The 21,337-nt window shown below is 43.3% G+C and carries 22 protein-coding genes; 6 read left to right on the plus strand and 16 right to left on the minus strand.

What is annotated here, in order from left to right; translation table 11 throughout:
• Positions 1-166 precede the first annotated feature (166 nt).
• From B3014_RS02785 to B3014_RS02840, 12 genes are all read right to left on the minus strand, one after another.
• Positions 167-970, minus strand: coding sequence for a potassium channel family protein (locus tag B3014_RS02785; RefSeq protein ID WP_289244379.1), 804 nt, complete (start codon positions 968-970; stop codon positions 167-169).
• Between the two features lie 65 nt (positions 971-1,035).
• Positions 1,036-2,070, minus strand: coding sequence for a mechanosensitive ion channel family protein (locus tag B3014_RS02790; RefSeq protein ID WP_289244380.1), 1,035 nt, complete (start codon positions 2,068-2,070; stop codon positions 1,036-1,038).
• Between the two features lie 108 nt (positions 2,071-2,178).
• Positions 2,179-2,640: a DUF2721 domain-containing protein gene (locus B3014_RS02795; protein WP_289244381.1), complete on the minus strand. Its 462-nt coding sequence runs from the start codon at positions 2,638-2,640 to the stop codon at positions 2,179-2,181.
• Between the two features lie 130 nt (positions 2,641-2,770).
• Positions 2,771-3,538 (minus strand): EAL domain-containing protein, encoded by a 768-nt coding sequence (locus B3014_RS02800; protein ID WP_289244382.1) that lies wholly within the window; start codon positions 3,536-3,538, stop codon positions 2,771-2,773.
• A 200-nt stretch (positions 3,539-3,738) separates the two neighbouring features.
• A complete protein-coding gene (locus B3014_RS02805; RefSeq protein WP_289244383.1) occupies positions 3,739-4,860 on the minus strand; it encodes an ABC transporter permease in 1,122 nt (373 codons plus the stop codon).
• The gene (rbbA, locus tag B3014_RS02810; RefSeq protein ID WP_289244384.1) at positions 4,861-7,584 is read right to left on the minus strand and encodes a ribosome-associated ATPase/putative transporter RbbA; all 2,724 of its coding nucleotides are present in this window, start codon (positions 7,582-7,584) and stop codon (positions 4,861-4,863) included.
• 6 nt (positions 7,585-7,590) lie between these two features.
• Positions 7,591-8,571 carry an HlyD family secretion protein gene (locus B3014_RS02815; protein ID WP_289244385.1) on the minus strand — a complete coding sequence of 327 codons (981 nt, stop codon included), beginning with the start codon at positions 8,569-8,571 and terminating at the stop codon, positions 7,591-7,593.
• 88 nt (positions 8,572-8,659) lie between these two features.
• Complete coding sequence (locus tag B3014_RS02820; protein ID WP_289244386.1) at positions 8,660-9,346, minus strand: phosphatase PAP2 family protein; 687 nt, start codon at positions 9,344-9,346, stop codon at positions 8,660-8,662.
• Positions 9,347-9,350: 4 nt separating this feature from the next.
• Positions 9,351-10,973 (minus strand): phosphoethanolamine transferase, encoded by a 1,623-nt coding sequence (locus tag B3014_RS02825; RefSeq protein ID WP_289244387.1) that lies wholly within the window; start codon positions 10,971-10,973, stop codon positions 9,351-9,353.
• Between the two features lie 115 nt (positions 10,974-11,088).
• Positions 11,089-11,931 carry a pirin family protein gene (locus B3014_RS02830; RefSeq protein WP_289244388.1) on the minus strand — a complete coding sequence of 281 codons (843 nt, stop codon included), beginning with the start codon at positions 11,929-11,931 and terminating at the stop codon, positions 11,089-11,091.
• A 19-nt stretch (positions 11,932-11,950) separates the two neighbouring features.
• Positions 11,951-12,529: an FMN-dependent NADH-azoreductase gene (locus B3014_RS02835; protein ID WP_289244389.1), complete on the minus strand. Its 579-nt coding sequence runs from the start codon at positions 12,527-12,529 to the stop codon at positions 11,951-11,953.
• 25 nt (positions 12,530-12,554) lie between these two features.
• The gene (locus B3014_RS02840; protein ID WP_289244390.1) at positions 12,555-12,938 is read right to left on the minus strand and encodes a DoxX family protein; all 384 of its coding nucleotides are present in this window, start codon (positions 12,936-12,938) and stop codon (positions 12,555-12,557) included.
• A 112-nt stretch (positions 12,939-13,050) separates the two neighbouring features.
• Here B3014_RS02840 and B3014_RS02845 point away from each other — a divergent pair, with 112 nt between their 5' ends.
• Positions 13,051-13,965: a LysR family transcriptional regulator gene (locus tag B3014_RS02845; RefSeq protein WP_289244391.1), complete on the plus strand. Its 915-nt coding sequence runs from the start codon at positions 13,051-13,053 to the stop codon at positions 13,963-13,965.
• On the opposite strand, the gene B3014_RS02850 is transcribed toward B3014_RS02845, so the two are convergent.
• Entirely contained in the window at positions 13,966-14,898 is a 933-nt protein-coding gene (locus B3014_RS02850; RefSeq protein WP_289244392.1) for a patatin-like phospholipase family protein, read from the minus strand.
• 53 nt (positions 14,899-14,951) lie between these two features.
• On the opposite strand from B3014_RS02850, the gene B3014_RS02855 reads away from it, so the two are divergent.
• Positions 14,952-15,377, plus strand: coding sequence for a gamma-glutamylcyclotransferase family protein (locus B3014_RS02855; RefSeq protein ID WP_289244393.1), 426 nt, complete (start codon positions 14,952-14,954; stop codon positions 15,375-15,377).
• 60 nt (positions 15,378-15,437) lie between these two features.
• Positions 15,438-15,653 carry a hypothetical protein gene (locus B3014_RS02860; protein ID WP_289244394.1) on the plus strand — a complete coding sequence of 72 codons (216 nt, stop codon included), beginning with the start codon at positions 15,438-15,440 and terminating at the stop codon, positions 15,651-15,653.
• A gap of 5 nt (positions 15,654-15,658) precedes the next feature.
• Here B3014_RS02860 and B3014_RS02865 read toward each other — a convergent pair whose 3' ends face one another.
• Together B3014_RS02865 and B3014_RS02870 are read right to left on the minus strand one after the other, a co-directional pair.
• Complete coding sequence (locus tag B3014_RS02865; RefSeq protein ID WP_289244395.1) at positions 15,659-16,081, minus strand: PilZ domain-containing protein; 423 nt, start codon at positions 16,079-16,081, stop codon at positions 15,659-15,661.
• Between the two features lie 29 nt (positions 16,082-16,110).
• Positions 16,111-17,487 carry a ribonuclease J gene (locus B3014_RS02870; RefSeq protein WP_289244396.1) on the minus strand — a complete coding sequence of 459 codons (1,377 nt, stop codon included), beginning with the start codon at positions 17,485-17,487 and terminating at the stop codon, positions 16,111-16,113.
• A 251-nt stretch (positions 17,488-17,738) separates the two neighbouring features.
• On the opposite strand from B3014_RS02870, the gene B3014_RS02875 reads away from it, so the two are divergent.
• From B3014_RS02875 to B3014_RS02885, 3 genes are read left to right on the plus strand one after another with little or no spacing between them, the layout of a single operon-like run.
• Positions 17,739-18,020: an OadG family protein gene (locus B3014_RS02875; protein WP_286304488.1), complete on the plus strand. Its 282-nt coding sequence runs from the start codon at positions 17,739-17,741 to the stop codon at positions 18,018-18,020.
• 43 nt (positions 18,021-18,063) lie between these two features.
• Entirely contained in the window at positions 18,064-19,842 is a 1,779-nt protein-coding gene (gene oadA, locus B3014_RS02880; RefSeq protein WP_289244397.1) for a sodium-extruding oxaloacetate decarboxylase subunit alpha, read from the plus strand.
• A 12-nt stretch (positions 19,843-19,854) separates the two neighbouring features.
• Entirely contained in the window at positions 19,855-20,988 is a 1,134-nt protein-coding gene (locus B3014_RS02885) for a sodium ion-translocating decarboxylase subunit beta (protein WP_289244398.1), read from the plus strand.
• A 36-nt stretch (positions 20,989-21,024) separates the two neighbouring features.
• Here B3014_RS02885 and B3014_RS02890 read toward each other — a convergent pair.
• The coding region (locus B3014_RS02890; RefSeq protein WP_289286899.1) for a hypothetical protein at positions 21,025-21,337 on the minus strand (313 nt) is incomplete at its 5' end.

Below are 21,337 nucleotides of genomic sequence, written 5' to 3' on the forward strand. Positions count from 1 at the left end.
GCAATCCTATTAAATCATGACAGCAACATAATGAGAAAGGCAAGATTGAAGTTAATCTACAAGCAGGCAAGAACACGACAACGATGTCCGAGCCCAATATACACGTCGTCAAGTATCGATATACTTCGCTTCGTAGCCATCTGAAATCATATGACAACCGTGATGTTTAGTACTCTCCTTCTGTGGTGATATGGATGACTTCACCGCAATGTTTACAGTGAATCGCATCATGATCATGACGGTTTAAGCCGCATGATGGACATTCATAACGTACTTTGCCTGGACGAAAAATAGTCTGAATGAGCCTTAAAAATAATGAGATACCAAAGATCATGATGAGAACCGCCAGAATATGTCCATCATGTCCCACCAGCGTTATATCACCAAACCCGGTCGTCGTGAGTGTGGCTATAGTGAAATAAAGTGCATCGATATAATCATTAATATCGTCGTTGATGTGTACCTGACTCACATAAACAATGGCAGTAATCACAAAGATAAACACAAATAGATTGACGATACTGAACAACACATCTTCATGCATTCGCACGAAACGTGACTGTTTACGAAGATTTTTCAGCATGTGGTAAGAGCGTAGTAATCGCAGCGTACGGATCACTCGTAAGAAACTAAAATTCTCGGCCAAAGATGGTGCCAGCAGGGAAATAATAACAATAATATCGGCCAGTCCAACCGGGTGAATGAGATAACGTAGTTTTGATTTACAGATATATAATCTGGCCAATAACTCCAGCAAGTAGATAACACCAATCGCCTCTTCAAGCACATGAAAATCATCAATATGATGATAAAAAGAGGCTAATAAGAAATACAGGATGGTAATGGCATCAAATGCTAATAAGCCCCAACGAAATCGTCGGGCACCGGTGCTTGAGCCATGATAAAGATGGTCAATTTTATGATGTAATCGCTGCCAGAAAGTTGAATCTGGTGATGTTGCCTGCCCCATTCTGGGCTCCTGTTAGTAATGTTTGCCTGAGTCTAAAACAATAACGAATTCAGAGATAACTCTGTTTAGATAATATTTTTTCCTTCCTCAGGATCACGTGCATTTTTTGCCTGCTCAATAATATCTTGTGTATCACTGGCCAGTTCTTGTGTACTCACATCAGCATTGTCAGTATGTAGAGATTTTGTACTAGACGGCTCTGACATCACTGCTTGTGGCTGCCCCGTTTGCACAACAGGCAATCCTTGAGGAAAGATGACCTCTCTAGCATCATCCGGCATATTGATACCTGCCGCTTCCAATTTTCGTACGGTTTTGTGCATCAGCACTGAAGCCACCTTATTTAAGGCATATTGGTGGCCATCGACCCAAAAATTAATCACGATATTAATCGTGGATGAGCCTAATGAGTCAATCAGCACCTGTGGTTCAGGATCTTTTAGCACTTCATTTTGTTCATTTAATACCGACAAAATGGTCTGCCTGGATTGCTGGATGCTGGCATCATAGGCAATGCCTATAATAAAACTGCCTCTTACCCAGGGATTCGCCGAGAAGTTTTTAATCACATTTTTATAGATGGTCGCATTGGGTATTTGAATATGATTGCCATCGAAATCAACCAAGGTTGTGCCACGGGCCGTCACCTTATTTACAACGCCTTTCAACCCTTGTACTTCGATGACATCACCAATTAAAAAGGGTCGTTGAACACTCAGCAGCAAACTTGAAATGAAATTTTCGGCGATATCTCTGAACGCAAAACCAATGATAATACCCAGCAAACCAGTACCACTGACAATGGCGAGTGCGGCCTGCGTTAAGCCAACAATATTCAGAAAGATATACAAGCCGACTAAGATAATAAATAGACTGATAATGCGCCTGATCACGTTCTGAACCAGATTACTGCTACTGATATAAGCAATGGGATGCACCAGCAGAGCAGAAAATGGCTTTGCCAGTAAAAAGAAGATAAGAAAGACCAGTAGACCAATAATAAAAGAAGGCATCACCCTTATCGTGGCCTCCCATAGTTCCCTCATCTGTGCCGACAATATGCTGATCGTGTCCGTTAATCCCACTGCGTCCTGTTCCATAGTGATGCCAAGTCTTATCAATAAATCAATGTTAATTAGAATGGAGTTGAAACCATAAGGAGTAGACTTTGCTTGTCTGTATCCACCTTAGTTAGTACCCCAGTTTTATCAATGCTTTTTATTTTGCATTGATGGAATCATCTTATAACTATTGCGTGTGGCTAAATGCACTTCTCGCAAAAAAAAAGCCAGACCAATAACCAAGGCCATCGTCGAGCCCATAAATAACGCGCCTATCATCCAACGTAAATTGAAATCAAGCAGGGCTTCTAAAAACATCACTGAGACAACGGAGCAGATTAACAAAGCAGACAACACACACATGGTAATAGCATTACTGGCGGCTCTTCGGCGTAAACCCAATACGGCTATTTCTTCTCGACAAGGCTCAGACAGTTCCTTCCCTGAGGTCATTTTATCGGTTAACACTCTTGCTCGGTCTATGATACGCGCGAGCCGGTTCGCCATTACATTGAGAATACCGGCCATGCCGGTAAGAAGGAAAGCTGGTGTCAATGCCAACTGTACAGCATGGGTGACATCACCAAGATTGGCTAACCAGTTAATCATCGTAATGAGTTCTCTTAATTATCATGCGTTTTTTATGTTGAGAGCTTGTGAGACCGTACTCTATGTAAGCTATCGTTCATGCCTGTGTTTAGCGAACATATACTGTTGTTGAATACAGCCCGCTCATGAATCATTGGCTGGCCTGTCGGTAATGCCCATGATCTATTTCAGGTAAGCTTTCAAAACCAGGTTTGGCAAAATAATATCCCTGCATGAGTTCAATTCCGGCATCTCGTAACCAGGCATATTCTTCATAGGTTTCAATGCCTTCCGCCAAGGTTGTAATATTCAACTCATCGAACATGGTTATACAGTTCTTGATAATAGCTTGACGTACCTTATTCGAATCAATATTTCTGATGAGCGCCATGTCGAGTTTAATGATATCTGTTTGGAAGTCAGCAAGCAGATTGAGACCAGAGTAGCCAGAACCAAAATCATCCACTGCAGTCTTGAACCCTAGCGACTGATAATAATCAACGATACGTTTGACATGTTCTGTATCATCTATTTTTTCCACTTCTGTAAACTCAAACATGATTCTCTCTGTGGGAAAATCATATTGTTTTGCCGCTTCGAAGGTGGTGCGAATACACCGTTCAGGTACATAAACCGCGTTGGGCAGAAAATTAATGCTCAGCATGGAAGTAATATTTAATTTTGATGCCAGCGAGATAGCTTTCACCCGGCAGAGCTGGTCAAAAAGATAACGATTACTATCATTGACTCGAGAGATTACAGAATATGCCGACTCGTTATTGATACCTCGGACTAGAGCCTCATACCCATAAATCGTCTCATTGCTGCAATTAATGATAGGTTGAAAGGCCATGGTAAAGTCAAAATCCAAATTATTGTCTTCTGTACAGCTTTGGCAGATTTTCTCTTCTAAATTCATGGTCTATCCCCTCCTTACTTTGGTTATGGCTTGTTACTGAGTTCTGTTAGTATTTGCGCCCCACAGAAAACAACTTAGCTTCACAACCTTATCTTTTTAAGACTTAATTTTATGGCCTTGACTCAAACTCAATGCGCTACACCTACACATACTGAAGTACCTTGAAAAACTTGTCCATTACATGTCACTAACAGCAGGGCTTATACCGTTGCCAGGCTTTTTCTGAATAAGAACAGTGCCATCAAAAAAAAGACACTACCTATCATTAAGTTAGCCAATAAATCCGGCCAGATAATGGCAAAATCAGCGCCCCGGTAAAGCACAGCCTGACTGGTACTGACAAAATGTGAGGTCGGAGCGAACTGCATAATATGTTGAACAATGTCGGGCATACTATCAAAAGGTGTCATGCCGCCCGATAACATTTGTAAAGGCAATATCAATAACAGCAATAAGAGACCGAGCTGGGGCATACTACGAGCCAGTGTGCCTAATAAAATCCCTAACGATGTGGTCGAGAATAAAAAGCAAGCAGTGCCCAGCTGAAATAACGCAATAGAACCCGCAATAGTCATATTCAGCCAGCCCTGAATAACCACATATAGTGAAAAGGTACTGGTGATTAGCACCACCAGTCCCATCGACCAAATCTTGGCGATCATAATTTGAAAAGGTGTAATGGGCATCACTAAGAGATGCTCCAGCGTGCCGTGTTCACGTTCACGAATTAATGCAGCACCTGTCAGAATGACTGACAGTAAAGTGATCATATTGATCAGCTCCATCACACCACTAAACCAAGCACTATTCAGATTGGGATTAAATCGCATGCGAATAATTTGTTGCACAGCTGTTGACGATGCTGTGTTAGAAGTTTTCAGCAAATGTTGCACTTCTCTATCAATGATTTCACTAATATAACCAGCGCCAATAAACGCCTGACTCATCATGGTGGCATCTATAGCCAGCTGAATTTCAGGCTGGCGACCAGCTAATAAATCTTTTTGAAAATCAGGGGGAATATCTAATACAAAGGTATACATTCCTGTATCAAGAGATTGATTCATCTGTGCGAGCGATATCTGTTCTGCCGGTTTAAAATGCGGTTCATAGAACGCCTCTGCAATATTGATAGATATCGGTGATTGATCCTCATCTACGATGGCAATGGGTGTGTTCTGGAGTTCTGTTGAGACGCTTTTGCCTGCTGAGTAGACCATCAATGTAAAAGCGATCAAAATGACCATCACCATTACGGGGTCCTGCACCAATGTCCGTAACTCTTTTACGCCAAGATTGACAATATTTTTCATACTACTCATTCAGCGATCCTGTTTCTTGAGTAATACAAAACTCAGACACATGATGACGACAATAGCCATGATCATAGGCCAATAAAAAGCTGTTAATTCCTCAAAACCCAATCCTTTGGTAAACGCGCCACGACATATCAACAAATAATAAGAGGCCGGATACATATGCCCTATGACATAGCCAGCGCCTTCAAGAGAGTTAATCGGATTGATAAGTCCTGCGTAATTCACACAAGGCACAATACTGCTAATCATGGCCAGAAAGATGGCTGCTATCTGGGTTTTGGTAAAGGCAGAGATAAACTGCCCCATGCAAGTAGCCACAATAATATAAAGAAAAGTCCCCACCAGTAAGGCCCAAAAACTACCCGTTAAGGGCACATCAAAGACCATATAGACCAGCCACATCAACATCAGAAAGTTCATCATGCCAATAATGATGTATGGCAATTGTTTACCTAATAAAAACTCAAGTCTATTGACCGGCGTGGCGTAGAAATTAGTGATGGATCCCAATTCTTTTTCTCTGACAATCGACAAGGCGGTGAGCATTGAGGTAATCATCAACAATAAAATGGGCATCACACCAGGCACCATTGAAATCAGACTCTCAACCTGAGGGTTGTAGCGATACCTCGACACTAACTGATAGCTAGGGGTTACCTGAATACCTGACTCTCTGATACTGAGTTCTGACAAATAGCTGAGATGAAAGCCCTGCATATAGCCTTTGATCGTTTCAGCACGATATGGCATCGAACCATCAACCCAAACACCCACACTGGGCTGCTTACCATGACGCATATCTTTGCCATAGTCAGGCGGTATTTCGATAGCCACACCCAGTTCACCACTTCGCATGCGTTCATCCATGTCAGTGTCACTATAGAGTGGCTTTTTTTCTTCAAAATAGCGCGAGCCCGCCAGGCTTTGAATGTAATCTCGGCTCTCAGGAGACTGATCCCGATCCATCACCGCAAAGGGAATATCTTCCACATCAAGGCTGATTCCATATCCCAACACAAAAAGCAGAATCACCGTCCCTAAAAAAGCAAAGACCAAACGCACCGGATCGCGTGTAATTTCTAAAGCCTCACGCAGACTATAGGCGAGTAATCGTGTTAATGAAAAACCACCATGATGGATTTTATCTTGTTGGCTAGACATCGCTTTATCGGATAACAACTCGCTATCATCACTCTCTTCAACTTGCTGCTCTGTCAAGTAGGCAATAAACGCATCTTCAAGATTATCGCCCCCCTTGCTCTTACACAGTGCGTCGGGTGAATCCGTGGCAAGTACCGTTCCCGCATGCATGAGCGATATTCGGTCACAGCGCTGGGCTTCATTCATAAAATGAGTTGAGACAAAGATGGTCACACCCTGCTCTCGTGACAAGCTAATCAATATCTGCCAAAACTCATCACGTGCAATCGGATCAACACCAGATGTGGGCTCATCGAGAATGAGAATTTCGGGTTCATGAATGATCGCAACGGCCAGTGATAAACGTTGACGGATGCCTAATGGTAGATCCTTAGCGACATGAGCCTGATAACGTTTAAGGTCAAAATCGTTCAGCAACTTATCAATACGTTGTTGTTGGTAAGCTTTTGCCAAATCAAACAACCTGGCATGTAATACCAGGTTTTGTATGACCGTCAGCTCTTCATACAGAGAAAAGCCTTGTGACATAAAACCAACACGTTGGCGTATAGCGATATCTTTAGCATCGACAACTTCACCAAACAAGCGTGCTTCACCAGAACTGGTCGGCAATAAGCCTGTTAACATTTTCATGGTCGTGGTCTTACCACAACCATTTGAACCCAGGAACCCGAAAATCTCACCACGCTCTATTTCAAAACTGACCTGATTAACCGCCGTAAAATCACCAAAGGTCTTTGATAAGTCTTTGGCTGAAATCGCGATCTTCTCAGACTCTTGTCGTGGCGGAACAGTGATTGTTTTATGGCCCTGCCGCTTATTCTCAGGTAACAGAGCGATGAATGCCTCGTCGAGATTACTTTGTCCGGTGTGTTTGATAAGTTCGGCAGGACTGCCAGTACCGAGTACTTGCCCCTCATCCATCGCAACCAAAAAATCAAAATTAGCCGCTTCATCCATATAAGCTGTGGCGATCAAGACACTCATCTGTGGTCGCTGGGCACGAATACGATCAATCAATGTCCAGAATTGACGGCGAGATAGCGGATCAACACCCGTGGTAGGCTCATCCAGAATTAATAAATCCGGGTTATGAATCAACGCGCAACATAAACCCAGTTTCTGTTTCATGCCGCCAGATAATTGACCAGCAGGTCGATCACGAAACTCATTCAATCCCGTGCTTTTTAATAAAAGCGTGATACGTGCCTCACGTTCATGAGGGGCTAAATTAAACAGACGAGCAAAGAAAATCAGATTTTCATGCACAGACAAGGTCATATAAAGATTTTTACCCAGACCTTGTGGCATGTAAGCGATTCTTGAGCAAATAGCATGACGCTCGCGATTATCAGCCATATCAGCAGCTAAGACCTGACATTGCCCGCTTTGTATCTTTTTTACTCCCGCAATAAGTCCTAGTAATGTGGACTTGCCAACACCATCAGGCCCAATAAACCCAACGCGTTGACCAGCTGGGATATCAACTGACATCGATGCCAATGCCTGTGTCTCACCATATCGATGACTGACATTATCAAGACTAACGACTATATCGGCTGACATAAGGTGTTAGTAAGTGGCGAGAGGTGGCACTTTTTCTGGCCACTGTGCATTGTCATCCAGCTTGACATACGCCACACCGGGAACGCCGGTTTTCACCTGCTCTGCATATTTCCTTAGAATGTCTTCTTCAATTTTGACTTTCACCCGAAACATCAGCTTTTCACGTTCTTCCTCTGTCTCAACAGACTTGGGGGTAAACTGCGCTTGTGGTGCGACAAAAGACACATGAGCCGGAATAGATACATTGGGATAAGCATCCAGGACAATTCTGACTTCTGCCCCTACACGGGTTTGTCCTGCTTGGTCTGTGGGTAAAAACAGATACATATAAACATCACTGACATCAATCAGCGTAATGACTTTACCACCAGCAGGCAGAACTTCACCCGGTTCAGCCAAGCGATAAAGCACTCGACCGTTACGAGGTGTGGTGAGTTGGCTGTCAGCAATCACTACTTGTGCTTTTGTCACCTCGGCCTTAGCTGCTTCAATTGCTGCTTGAGCTTCGGCAACTTGTACCGATGCAGCTTGCATGGCGGCTTGAGCCGTCGCTTTTTGTGTTTCTTTCTGATCCATCACTTCCTGACTCAGGTGACCTTTTTTGACCAAAACCTGAGTCCGTTCAAGCTCTTTTTTTGCCAGGGTCACTTCACTGCGCCGCTGTGCCAGAATAGCCTGTGCGTATTTTTTAGATTCATTCGCTTTATTCAGATTCGCATTAGCGACTGCCAGATTCGCCTCAGCTTGCTCGGTATCCATGACGGCTAGCACCTGACCTTGCTTTACCCAGTCACCTTCATTCACCTGAATATGCTCAACTTTCCCCGCCGTTTTTGTCGCCACATCAACTTCGGTCGCTTCAATTCGGCTATTTCCAGCAGCAAAGCCAGTAGGTAAACTCAACTCTTGTTCAGACTTCCAGTAATAGCTGGCCGCAGCGACGGCAACCACTATCAGTAATAAAATCAAATTTCGTAGTCGCAGCATGTGTTGTCTTTGTTATTGAAGAAGGATTGGCGTAAACATTACCCCAATAATACACAATAGCGAAATAACTGAAATGACAGAGATCAATCTATTGATCAAAATGACCTGGTTTCAGTTCCTTAACAGGCCAGAACTTCCATAACAAGCAGGATACTGTCCAGCAGATAAATGCCGAGGTGATGTCATGACTGATGTAATGGGCGCCACGTAATTGTTGGGCGATACCGAAGATAACGCCAAAAGAGATGACGCCATACAACACTTTTTTAGCATGCTGAGGAAAAAGCTGCGTGCTGACAAAATACAAGCCAAAAAACATATAGGCCGAACTGGCATGCCCAGCAGGAAAGCAATGATCTGCACCTTGCAGTGGCGACCATATACTATGCAACCAAAACTGATAGGGTCGTTCGCCACCAAATTCCACTACAGACCAGGGACAATCCACCTGAGTCAGCCTTTTTATAGCACTTACCATGAGTGTCGATACAGGAATACTGATACTGAGATACGCTAAAGCATGACGATAGCGTGAAAAATAACGGTTCCCAACACTCATCCCATAACTTAGTAATACAGCAATGAACAAAATGACGGCCAGGTCATGACCACCATCATGTAACCACGTTTGCGTCAGCCAAAAATGCTTCAATTGCCATTGACCACCTTCAAGCTGATACCAGATGGTGGCAACTAATTTATCCAGTTCTGTGATGGCAATCATGCTCATCAGAACAAAATACAGCCCCCATAAACGTACTAAATGATGCAGCATAGATTTAGCTATGCTGACAGCTGGCAAAGATATCTAAATCTAGATCGTATTTACCTGGCAGTAAGACATTGTTCATCCCTAATAATGAATGGAAAATATTGTCGTGGCTGACCGCTTTGCCGGTTTCATTTTTCATACATACTGGGTCGATGTGATAGTCTCGTTTATAGTTTTCTGACAACCACACCACCATAGGTACATGGGTTTGCTGGCTGGGTGCAGCGAAATAAGGTGTACCGTGTAAATACAGATTATGTTCACCTAAAGACTCGCCATGGTCTGAGACATAAATCATAGCAGTATCAGTGGATTGTGAAGATAAATCATCCAGATACTGAATCAATTGAGCTAACACATGATCAGTGTATAAAATCGTGTTGTCATAGGCATTTCTTAGTTCTTCATTTGAACATTTCTGTAGTTCAGCGGTTTTGCAGATTGGTTTAAATTTCTCAAATGCAGACGGCACACGTTTGAAATAAGCAGGTCCGTGACTACCCTTCTGATGTAAAACAATCAACTGGTCATCATCTGACTTAGCCACCAAGGCTTTTAGATTAGTCAATAATACTTCGTCATAGCATTCACCATCAGGACATAAATCTGTCAGATTAACGTCAGTCACTTTCTGGTGTTCTACACGATCACACACGCCTTTACAGCCGCTGTTATTATCCAGCCAGCTGACCTTCATACCGGCAGCAGAAATAGCATCCAGCACACTTTCATAACCATGGCCTTTTTCATCATCATAATCATCACGAGAAAATGGTGAGAACATACATGGCACTGAAGTCGCCGTCGCTGTGCCACAAGACGAGGCATTATTAAAATACAGACTATTCGTTTTCTCTAACTCTGGTGTTGTCTCACGTTCATAACCATTCAGGTGAAATGATTCTGCTCTCGCCGTTTCACCGACGACCATCACGGTCACTGTACGACGCTTTTTCTCATGCGCTAAGCTGCCAAGTGCGGCATTTTGTGAAATAGGGATTAATGGTTTATCCGCCTCTGCAAATTGCTGTTTGGCAATTTTAGTGACCGCATAGATATAGCTTGTGGGATTGATTAAATAACGTAAATCCCGGTGATTTCGGAATGTTGAAGCGTAGTCCTGATAAAAAAAAGCAGCCACCAACCCCATGGCTAAAATACTCATGGTGATAGAAAACGAGCTCATCAATACCTGTTTGGTCCAGCGGACGTGAGCAATCCGTACTTTAGCTATCAAAAATGCTGGCAAAACACCCCATAGCAAGAAATGAATAATAAAATCTTTACTCAATAATTCCTTTGTTTCTGCTGTATCGGTTTCTAGCACGTTTTGAATCATCGAGCTATCGATATGCACACCGTAGCTATCCATAAAATAGCTGGCGGCGGCAGAACACAACACAATGAAAATCAATATCGGTTTTATCAGGTATCGGGATGACACTAAATTAAATATCAGATTAAACAACGCCGTCATAAAGATGGCGCATGAGCCTAAAAACAATAGATTATGTTGGGTGATTAATTGATTGGCCTGAATGATGCCATTCCATAAACCATTGTTATAAGCAAGCATCAAGAGCACTGAGAACAGTAATACTAGATACTGAGAAGAAATCGCACGACGCATGATAAACCTCAACCAAATTAATTTCGGCCAAGATTAATCCCTGCAACTTAAAAAATACTTAAACAAAAAAGCCACTGACGAATCAGTGGCTTTTTCTTAGCAAAATAAACAAAACTTAAGTGAAACGGCCATGACGATAATCATCAAAGGCTTGTTCAATCTGTTCCCGCGTGTTCATCACAAATGGACCGCCTCTGGCGATAGGTTCCTTCAAAGGCTGTCCAGATACGAGCACAAACTCCGTATCACGTTCACTGTTGACACGGACTTTTGATCCGGTCTCCAATACGGCGAGTTGGCCAGCATTAAGTGGTCGCTGTTTATCGCCGATCTGTAATTGACCTTTCATCAAATACAGAAACGTGTTGTCTGTTTCCTTCACTGTCTGTTCAAACGTGACATCTGCAGGTAAAAACACATGCAGATAAAGTGGATTAATAAACGGGTTATTAATCACACCATTCACACCACTATCAGTCTGACCAGCAATGACCTTGATTTCGGTGCCATTATCGAATCTGGCGACCGGAATCTGTTCAGCATCAAACTCCTGATACCTGGGCTCACTCATTTTTTCTGTTGCAGGCAAGTTCACCCACAACTGGAATCCGGCTAAGCGTCCTTCTTTCTGCTCTGGCATTTCGGAGTGGATAATGCCTTTACCTGCTGTCATCCATTGCACGCCCCCCGTTTCAATGACACCGGCATTACCCGCACTGTCTTCATGACGCATACGACCTTCTAACATGTAGGTCACTGTCTCAAAACCACGGTGGGGGTGTGGCGGGAAGCCAGCAATATAGTCCTGAGGTTTATCGGAACCAAAGGCATCGAACATCAGAAAAGGGTCAAGCATATTAAGCTGTGGGGAGCCGATAATACGAGTGAGCTGTACTCCTGCACCATCTGAGACCCGGTCTCCGTTGATGATTTGTCTTAATTCCCTTGTCTGAGTCATCACATTCTCCTGATAAATATTAGCTGACGAGATCAGCAACTTTTTGAGTCAATATTTCTGTGTCCTGAATCAGGCTGCCAGCATCTACCACAGTGACATCATGAATACCCAGAAAATTCATGACCTGCTTCAGGTAAGTAGAAGCGTAATCCACTTCGCTCCCCAAAGGCACACCACCTGAAGCCATGACTAAATACGCTTTTTTCGCTTTTAGCAAACCTTCCGGACCATTTTCAGTGTAACGAAATGTCACTCTTGCTCTGGCCACTTGGTCAATCCAGGCTTTTAATACGGCTGGCACACTAAAATTGTAGATGGGCGATGCAATCACCAGAATCTCGGCAGCCTGCAATTCTTCTACTAATTGATCAGAAATTTTTAACGCTTGTTTGTTTTGCTCAGTACGTTGCTCGGGGTCGGTAAAATTGGCATGAATCCAATCTTCATTAATAAATGGAATACCCTTCACTAGATCACGAGATTTGATAGCTAGCCCAGACTGCTTTTGTAATTGCGAGACGAGTTCAGCAGAGACTTGGCGTGTCACAGAGTCCTGAATACGTTCACTACTATTGATATGTAAAATGGTGTTATTCATGTTTATTCTCCTGTTTTCGATAACATTATTTAATATTGTCGATAGCCAAATTACCCGCACCATTAGCCACCAGTAACAACAAACCACCGGCAATGGCTAAATCTTTCATAAACAAAATACTCTGCATTTGATCAGCAAAATTATTATGGAAAATAGCTGCCGCTATCAGCGTGAAACCTGCTAGCAAAAACGCAGCAATACGTGTTTTAAAACCAACTAAGATAGCTAAGCCACCAAGAATTTCAGTGGCAATCACCACTGGCAGCAGTGATGTAGGGACGCCCATCATGCTCATATAGCCTTGTGTCGCTTCATAACCTGCACCAAGTTTTCCAATGCCGGCTGATATGAACATTAAGCTCAATAAAAACCGACCTGTGACTGTTGATAATCCTGTGACTGCATTCATGTCATTTTTCCTTTTTGTTGTGTTGTTAAGATGGTTCACAGTTTATCGTTTCCATATTTTTATAAAACAGTGTATTAATGAACTTATTGTTACCAAATAGAGAACAATAGAGATGAGTCAGTTAGAAGAAATGCAGTGTTTTGTGCGGGTAGTGGAAGCTGGCAGTATTACGAAAGCAGCTGAGCAAATGAATACGGTGAAATCGGCTATCAGCAAACGGTTAACCGATTTAGAAAGACGACTGGGTATCAGCTTGCTCAAAAGAACAACACGTAAACAAACGCTCACTGATGCCGGTCGAAGTTATTATCAACACTGTGTTCGTATTCTCGATGATATTTATGAGGTTGAGCATGCGTTAGGTAGTGAGCAAACCTCATTATCTGGTCGTATCAGATTGTCTGCCCCCATTAGCTTTGGTTTGCTGCACTTGAGTCCAGCTTTACGCGAGTTTAATCAAATGCATCCAGACATCATTTTTGATATTGATTTCAGTGACAGACATCAGGATTTAGTTGCCGAAGGTTTAGATTTGGCCATACGCATATCTAATCTCACTGACTCAAGTATGATCGCCCGTAAACTGGCCTCTACCCGCCTTTATATCTGCGGCAGTCCTGATTACTTTGCTCAAAATGGCTTACCTGAACAAACTGAAGACTTGTTGTACGGGCACGTGAAGCTACAATATTCACATGTCAGTAGCAGTTGGTCATTACTGGACCATCAAGGTGAGGTGATGTCTGTTAACTTGCCTACAGTGCTGTCTTCAAATAATGGCGAATATCTACGGGATGTCTGTATAGACGGTAAAGGGTTAATTTTGAGCCCTGATTTTATTGCATTTTCTGCACTCAAATCGGGCAAGTTGATCACTGTTCTCGATAAGGCACTTGTTCAGAAAGATATTGGTATTTATGCCATCTACCCACAGACACGTTTTTTATCACACCGCGTCAGGATTCTGATTGATTTTTTACAAGAATATTTTAGCCAGCTAAAAGACTGGGATAGTCCGTGTCTGTAATTACTTATCCATTGAGAGATAATAACTCAGCTCGGTTTGCTGACGCTTAACACAGGCGATCCCTTCTTTGATGGCTTCATCTGCACGATAAAACTCCAGAATACCGATATGAGAAAGGCGAGGATTTAAAATAATTTCGGGTGGATCACCGGCCATTCGGCTGCGGGTAATTCTGTCCTGTGTGATATTAATCGATGCGGCAATGGCATCTAATAAAGCAGGCGCTTCTTCTTTTTGTTCGCGACGTTTAGGAAATAAATTATTAGTGTAGTCCGTCACCATATGACTGACTTTTCCAGTCCAAGTCTTTGGTGGTTCTGATGCTATTGATGGCTCGACTTCATCAATATCTGTTCTGAAATGTTTGCCCACAATGCCACTATTGAGGTTCACAGCAATCACCACATCCGCGCCCATGGCTCGGCATAAAGACACCGGCACAGGATTAACGAGCCCTCCATCAATCAACCATCGATTATTATGCTTTATTGCCGGAAACAAGCCAGGTAAAGACATGGAAGACCATACTGCATCCATCATATTGCCACGTGTATTCCATATTTCGCGGCCACTATACAAATCTGTTGCAACCGTAGCAAAACGGCTCTGCATATTATCTATCTCAAGCTCCTGTTCCACCACATATTCATTAAGAAATGTACGCAGACGGTTTTTGTTTACAAAACCTTGCAGAGACCGGTTAATGGCAAAGTATTGAGCCGTTTTTAATTTATCCAATTGCAACACCCAGTCATTCAGTTTGTCGAGATTGTTAGCGACATAAGCAGCCCCAACCAAAGCGCCTATTGACGTACCCGTTACAATGTCTGGAGTGATGCCAAGTTTGTCTAGTTGTTTGATAATACCAATATGCGCCCAACCACGTGCAGCGCCGCTACCCAAAGCAAGACCGACCTTTAACTGACTGCTCAACTTAACACCTATTTGTTATATTTTTCATATAAATAAAGAGTATTTTTAAAGTAATGACCGAACAAAGTGAACTGTTATTCGTATACGGCACATTGATGAAAGATACACATCATCCCATGGCAAAGTTACTTGCAGAACACAGCGAGTTCATCTGTCGTGCCACCTTGCAAGCACAACTCTATCTCATTGACTATTATCCTGGTGCCATTTTATCTAATAATGAACACGACATCGTATACGGTGATTTATATCAATTGTCTTCGGCTGGCTGGCTACTGAATCAGCTCGATGATTATGAAGAATGTTCTTCAGCTTTTCCTGAACCACATGAATATCAACGTCAACGGGTACACATTCAGCCGTTAAATAGCACGCTCAAAATATCAACGGCTTGGACCTATCTTTACCAATACCCTGTTGAGAATAAACAGCGAATCAGTGATGGACAATTCAATATGCACTTTACTGATGGCAAATAATATCTAAAGCTTTTTCAAACTATTCCGATAATTAAGTATATAAATTGACTTATCAACACCATGAACGAGATACCTAAGCTTTATCACAATGCGATGATCACTATCAGTCCACCATCCCAGGTTGAACCCGCTCGTCCTGCCACACAGGAAACGAAACTCGCCAAAGATACGGATCGTCGCCAACGTTATGACCGTAGAAAGCGTAATCAAAAACCATTTATAGAACGTCGTGTTTCTTCAGACCGTAGAGCACACAGGTTTGAAGCAAAAGCCTAGCCGCACTAATCAGTTATAGGTGGAAAATCCGCTGCATATTTTTGAATCCATTCCTGTGCCGCCTCATCACTTGTCAGTTGACGCCCTGTTTTAACTTTAATGCGTTTTTTATAATCTTCGATATAACAAATTTGTTCGACCATCCTGAGTGCATACCGGACGGCTTTATTCTGAAATGAAATACCTACTAGGTACTCATCTCCTTCCGGCTTACACCAAGTCACTATGCCTTTTGCAGTAAAAGTGGGTTTTGGGGTAAGAATATTTACTTCAACGACATTGCCTGTAGCTAGCGACACTTGTGAACGAAAACATAGGCCACCCTTGCTGACATCTTTCAATGGCACCTGTTTTTTCTCGTCGCCGCGTTTAACCTGAATCGGTACGCTACTGGGGTGACGAATAAATCGTCTGATTTCTTCGATCATCTCAAAACCGTTTAATCCTTAATGCATTTTTAAAACAATTTTTTCAGTTTATCCTGAACAAGCCCCAAACGGCCTGTTTTTACCGCTCCGCGTCGTATTCCTTTGACAGGGGCAATATAATATAAATCACCATTTTTCCCTTCAAGCTGCTCGGGCACTCCAACTGACTTTGCCAGCCTGGCATTCGCTCTAAGGTGTTGAAACTCACCATGAACAGGAATAGCACAAGCAGGTTTAACCCAGCGATACATGGCTTTCAATTCTTCCATAGCAGGATGACCTGAAGCATGAATTTCCAGTCGGCTGTTATCCACTGTAATCACATCCACCTGCATGGCTTTGAGACGTTCAATTAAAGCTTCAATTGGTAATTCATTACCAGGAATCACTTTGGAACTGAAAATAACCGTATCCCCAGCTTCTAATTCAATATCACGGAAACTGTTCTGACTGAGTCGGTTTAGCGCCGTTCTAGGTTCACCCTGACTTCCCGTTGCAACTAATAGAACGGTATCTCGCGGCAGAAAACCTAAATGATGCGGGTCGACAAAGGTTTCAATGCCATTCCATAGACCCACACGTTTGGCAGCAGAATACGTGTTTAATAACGAGCGACCTAATAAGCCGAGATGTCTGCCCGTTTCTTTGGCTATATCCGCCACCGTACGTAAACGCGCAATATTACTGCCAAAGCAGGTGATTACAACCCTCCCTTTTGCCTGTTCGACATGATGTTTCAGGCCTTTGTATAACGTTGCTTCAGATGTCGACCACCCTGGTACATTGGCATTAGTTGAGTCACACACCATCGCATCAACTTCCAGCTCACCCAGCCGCGCATAATCTTCTTCTTTATAGGGTTCGCCCACCACCGGTGCGGAATCAAGCTTCCAGTCAGCGGTATGAAACGCTTTACCAACAGGTGTGGTGATCAATAAAGCAAACGGATCAGGAATGGAATGTGTTAGCTGGATCCACTGCACATTAAAGACCCCTATTTGTCTTGATGCATGTGCCTCAACCACATGGACTTTCACTTTTTTGATTAACCCGGCTTCAGCCAGTTTTCTGCGCAGAATTTCTGCCGTATAAGCTGTGGTGTAGATAGGACAACGAAATCGTTCCCACAAATAAGGAACAGCACCGATGTGGTCTTCATGAGCATGGGTGATGACCAGAGCATCCAGTTGTTCTTTCCGATCGACAATAAACTGTGGATCAGCCATCTGCACATGGGCTTGAGCACCCTCTACTGGTTCACCGTCAATATCTGTTTTTGCCTCAAACGTCACCCCACAGTCCACCATTAACCAACGGCCATCATGGCCATAAAGATTCAGGTTCATGCCTATTTCGCCGGTTCCTCCCAGTGGCAAAAACCAGAAGTCAGACTCATCAGGTGTCATACGTGTCCTTTTGTAGCTTGCTATCGTTTACAGTTAGTTTGGCAGGGTTTTGTCAGATAGGAAAATATCATACGCATTCTGAATCGATTGCGGTTACAACAGAATCGTATTTTTTACTATTACTCTTTTAAAAATAAGGAGTTCCGGCTCAGTGATTCGTTCGAGGTTCAACAATGGTATAATTGCCGGCTGCTTTTTTGTAAGTCATTGATTTAATGACCTAAGAAAACCAATGGAGAGAGACCATAATAATGACAACATCAAACTTAATGACAGAAGGTTTAAACCTGATGCTTATCGGCATGAGCTTCGTCTTTATATTTCTGACTTTGCTGGTGTTTGCCACCACCATCATGTCACGCATTATCACCAGTTACGAAAAAAATGTAGGTGTCTTACCCGAAGAAGGTATTTCCTCACCTACGGCCGTCATCAGTCCGGCGATGAATCAATCCCAACATGCTAATGATGACAAAAACCTCATTACTGTGCTCTCAGCGGCAGTACACAAATTTCGTTCACGCCACAAATAACTCCAGATTTAGGCTATTTCGAACCAATTAAAAGGCCATGAATATGACCGAAGTAAAAAAACCTCTAGGCATCACAGATGTCGTTTTACGTGATGCCCACCAATCACTCTTTGCAACACGTCTTAGACTCGATGATATGTTACCCATCGCTGATAAGCTTGACCAAATCGGCTTCTGGTCAGTAGAAAGCTGGGGTGGTGCCACATTTGATGCCTGCATTCGTTATCTTGGTGAAGATCCTTGGCATCGCATTCGTTCACTGAAAGAAGCCATGCCTAATACTCGTCAGCAAATGCTGCTACGTGGTCAGAATTTATTAGGCTATCGTCACTATGCAGATGATGTCGTCAGAAAGTTTGTCGAAAGAGCCGCGATCAATGGTGTTGATGTCTTCCGTGTGTTTGATGCTATGAACGATCCGCGTAATCTGGAAACAGCCATCAAAGCCGTGCTGGAAAACGACCGCCACGCTCAAGGCACTATCGCTTACACAATCAGTCCTGTTCATGATCTGAATTTGTGGTTGGATATGGCTAAGCGTATTGAAGACATGGGTGCCCACTCTTTATGTATTAAAGATATGGCTGGTTTGCTTAAGCCTTATGTAGCTTATGAATTAGTTCAAAGCCTTAAGCAAACTATTGATATCCCAATTCACATGCAATCGCATGCCACCACTGGCTTATCAACTGCCACTATTATGAAGTGTGTGGAAGCCGGTATCGATAATGTTGATTCGGCCATTTCATCGATGTCGATGACCTACGGTCACTCGGCAACGGAATCTGTGGTGTCGATTTTTGAGGATACGGATCGCGATACGGGTCTTAATATCGAACTCCTTGAAGAAGTTGCCGCCTACTTCCGTGATGTGAGAAAAAAATACGCTCAATTTGAAGGCTCATTACGTGGTGTAGACTCACGTATTTTGGTCGCTCAGGTGCCAGGCGGTATGTTGACAAATATGGAAAGTCAGCTGCGTGAGCAAAATGCGTTAGATAAAATGGATGCAGTTTTAAAAGAAATTCCACGTGTTCGTGAAGACTTAGGCTTTATTCCTCTAGTTACGCCTACCTCACAAATTGTCGGTACACAGGCCGTTATCAATGTGCTGACTGGCGAACGTTATAAGACAATTGCAGCAGAAACCGCCGGCATTTTGAAAGGTGAATATGGTGCAGCGCCAGCGGCATTCAATAAGGAGCTGCAAGATCGCGTTCTGGAAGGCGCCGAGCCTATCAGTTGTCGTCCTGCTGATCTCATTGAAGCAGAGATGGAAAAACTCACCACCGAACTCCTTGCTGTCGCCGATGAAGAACAAATTGACCTGGCAGAAGGCGAACACCAAGTCGATGATGTTTTAACGTATGCCCTGTTTCCACAAATTGGTCTTAAATTTCTTAAAAACCGTCACAACCCAGACGCATTTGAACCTGTTCCTGTTATCGATAACACACCATCAGCCAACCGTTCTGCAAGTCAGGAACAAGAAACTTATACCATTAAAGTCAATGGCCAAAGCTACGTCGTTCAGGTGAATGAAGGGGGTGATATCAGTCATGTTGAATCCTCATCACCTGCACCGACTCAGAGCACACCCGCAGGCGAAGGTGATCCCGTTGAAGCGCCGCTGTCAGGCAATATCTGGAAAATCGAAGTCAGCGTAGGTCAACAAGTCAACGAAGGTGACACCCTATTAATTCTCGAAGCGATGAAAATGGAAACACAAATTGTGGCTTCCAAGTCCGGGACGGTATCGTCCATTTTTGTTAAACAAGGTGATTCCGTCAAAGTCGGTGATCAGCTGGCCACTATCGCTTAATTGGGGGATATCATGGATAAACTACTTCATCTCTGGCAAGTAACAGGTTTTAACCAAATGACACCAGGCCAAGGCGTCATGATTCTTATTGGTATGTTGCTGCTGTATTTGGCCATCAAGAAAAACTTCGAGCCGTTATTACTGGTACCTATTGGTTTTGGTGGTGTGTTAGCCAATATTCCAGGTGCAGGTTTGGCAGAAGCCAATGGTATTTTGCATATTTTCTATAGTGTCGGTATTGAAAGTGGTGCCTTCCCACTAATTATATTTATGGGTGTCGGTGCCATGACGGACTTTGGTCCATTGCTTGCCAACCCCAAAACGCTGTTTCTCGGGGCCGCCGCTCAGTTTGGTATTTTTGCGACATTGATGGGCGCTGTAGTTTTAGCTCATTTTGGTATTTTTGACTTTAGTCTGGCTGACGCAGCAGCGATTGGTATCATTGGTGGTGCAGATGGACCGACGTCTATTTATGTGGCGAGTAAGCTTGCCCCAGACTTATTGGGTGCTATTGCCGTAGCGTCATATTCATACATGGCATTAGTGCCATTAATTCAACCCCCCATCATGCGTGCGCTGACTACCGAGGCTGAACGCAAAATAAAAATGGTACAACAGCGTCACGTTTCACAACGTGAGAAAATCGTCTTCCCATTGTTATTACTGATTCTTGTCGCCTTTTTACTACCCGATGCAGCGCCATTACTCGGCATGTTCTGTTTTGGTAACTTAATGAAAGAATGTGCGGTAGTGGATCGTTTAAGTAATACGACTCAAAACTCGCTGATTAATACAGTCACCATCTTTTTAGGATTAGCTGTAGGCTCGAAATTAAGTGCTGATAAATTCCTGGATTTACAAACTCTAGGGATTTTGGTTCTGGGCATGGGCGCGTTTGCTATTGGTACGGCATCAGGTGTCATCATGGCAAAAGTGTTAAACAAGCTGATTAAAGAACCTATCAACCCACTGATTGGTTCAGCGGGTGTTTCTGCTGTACCTATGGCAGCACGTGTATCGAATAAGCTTGGCTTGGAATCTGATCCGCATAACTTTTTGTTAATGCACGCAATGGGACCGAACGTTGCCGGTGTCATCGGCTCAGCCGTGGCTGCTGGTATTCTGATTAACTACGTTGGTGCATAAAACACTAATAGACACCTTATCTCTTTGATAAGGTGTCTATTCTTCATCGATGATTCTGGCATTAGCGACTTTATTGGCTATACCGCTAATCGCACAACGGTAATCAGAAAAGGTCGACTTGGCTCTAACTTCGGCCAACCAATGCCCTTCCTCTACATATCCTTCTTCCAAACCGCTCAGCTTGAGATGATATTCATCAGCAACTTCCATCAGTCTTACATCTGTCATGCCTGGTTTGATTTCACGACAGAAATTATCAATATGCTCCGTCTCCCATATATAAAAGATGGGATAAATGATCACGCCAATCACCAAAATTTGTATTAGGGGTCCTAGGGATTTTGCCTCC

Source organism: Methylophaga sp. UBA678 (assembly GCF_002299105.1).
In the GTDB taxonomy this organism is placed as follows: Bacteria; Pseudomonadota; Gammaproteobacteria; order Nitrosococcales; family Methylophagaceae; genus Methylophaga; species Methylophaga marina.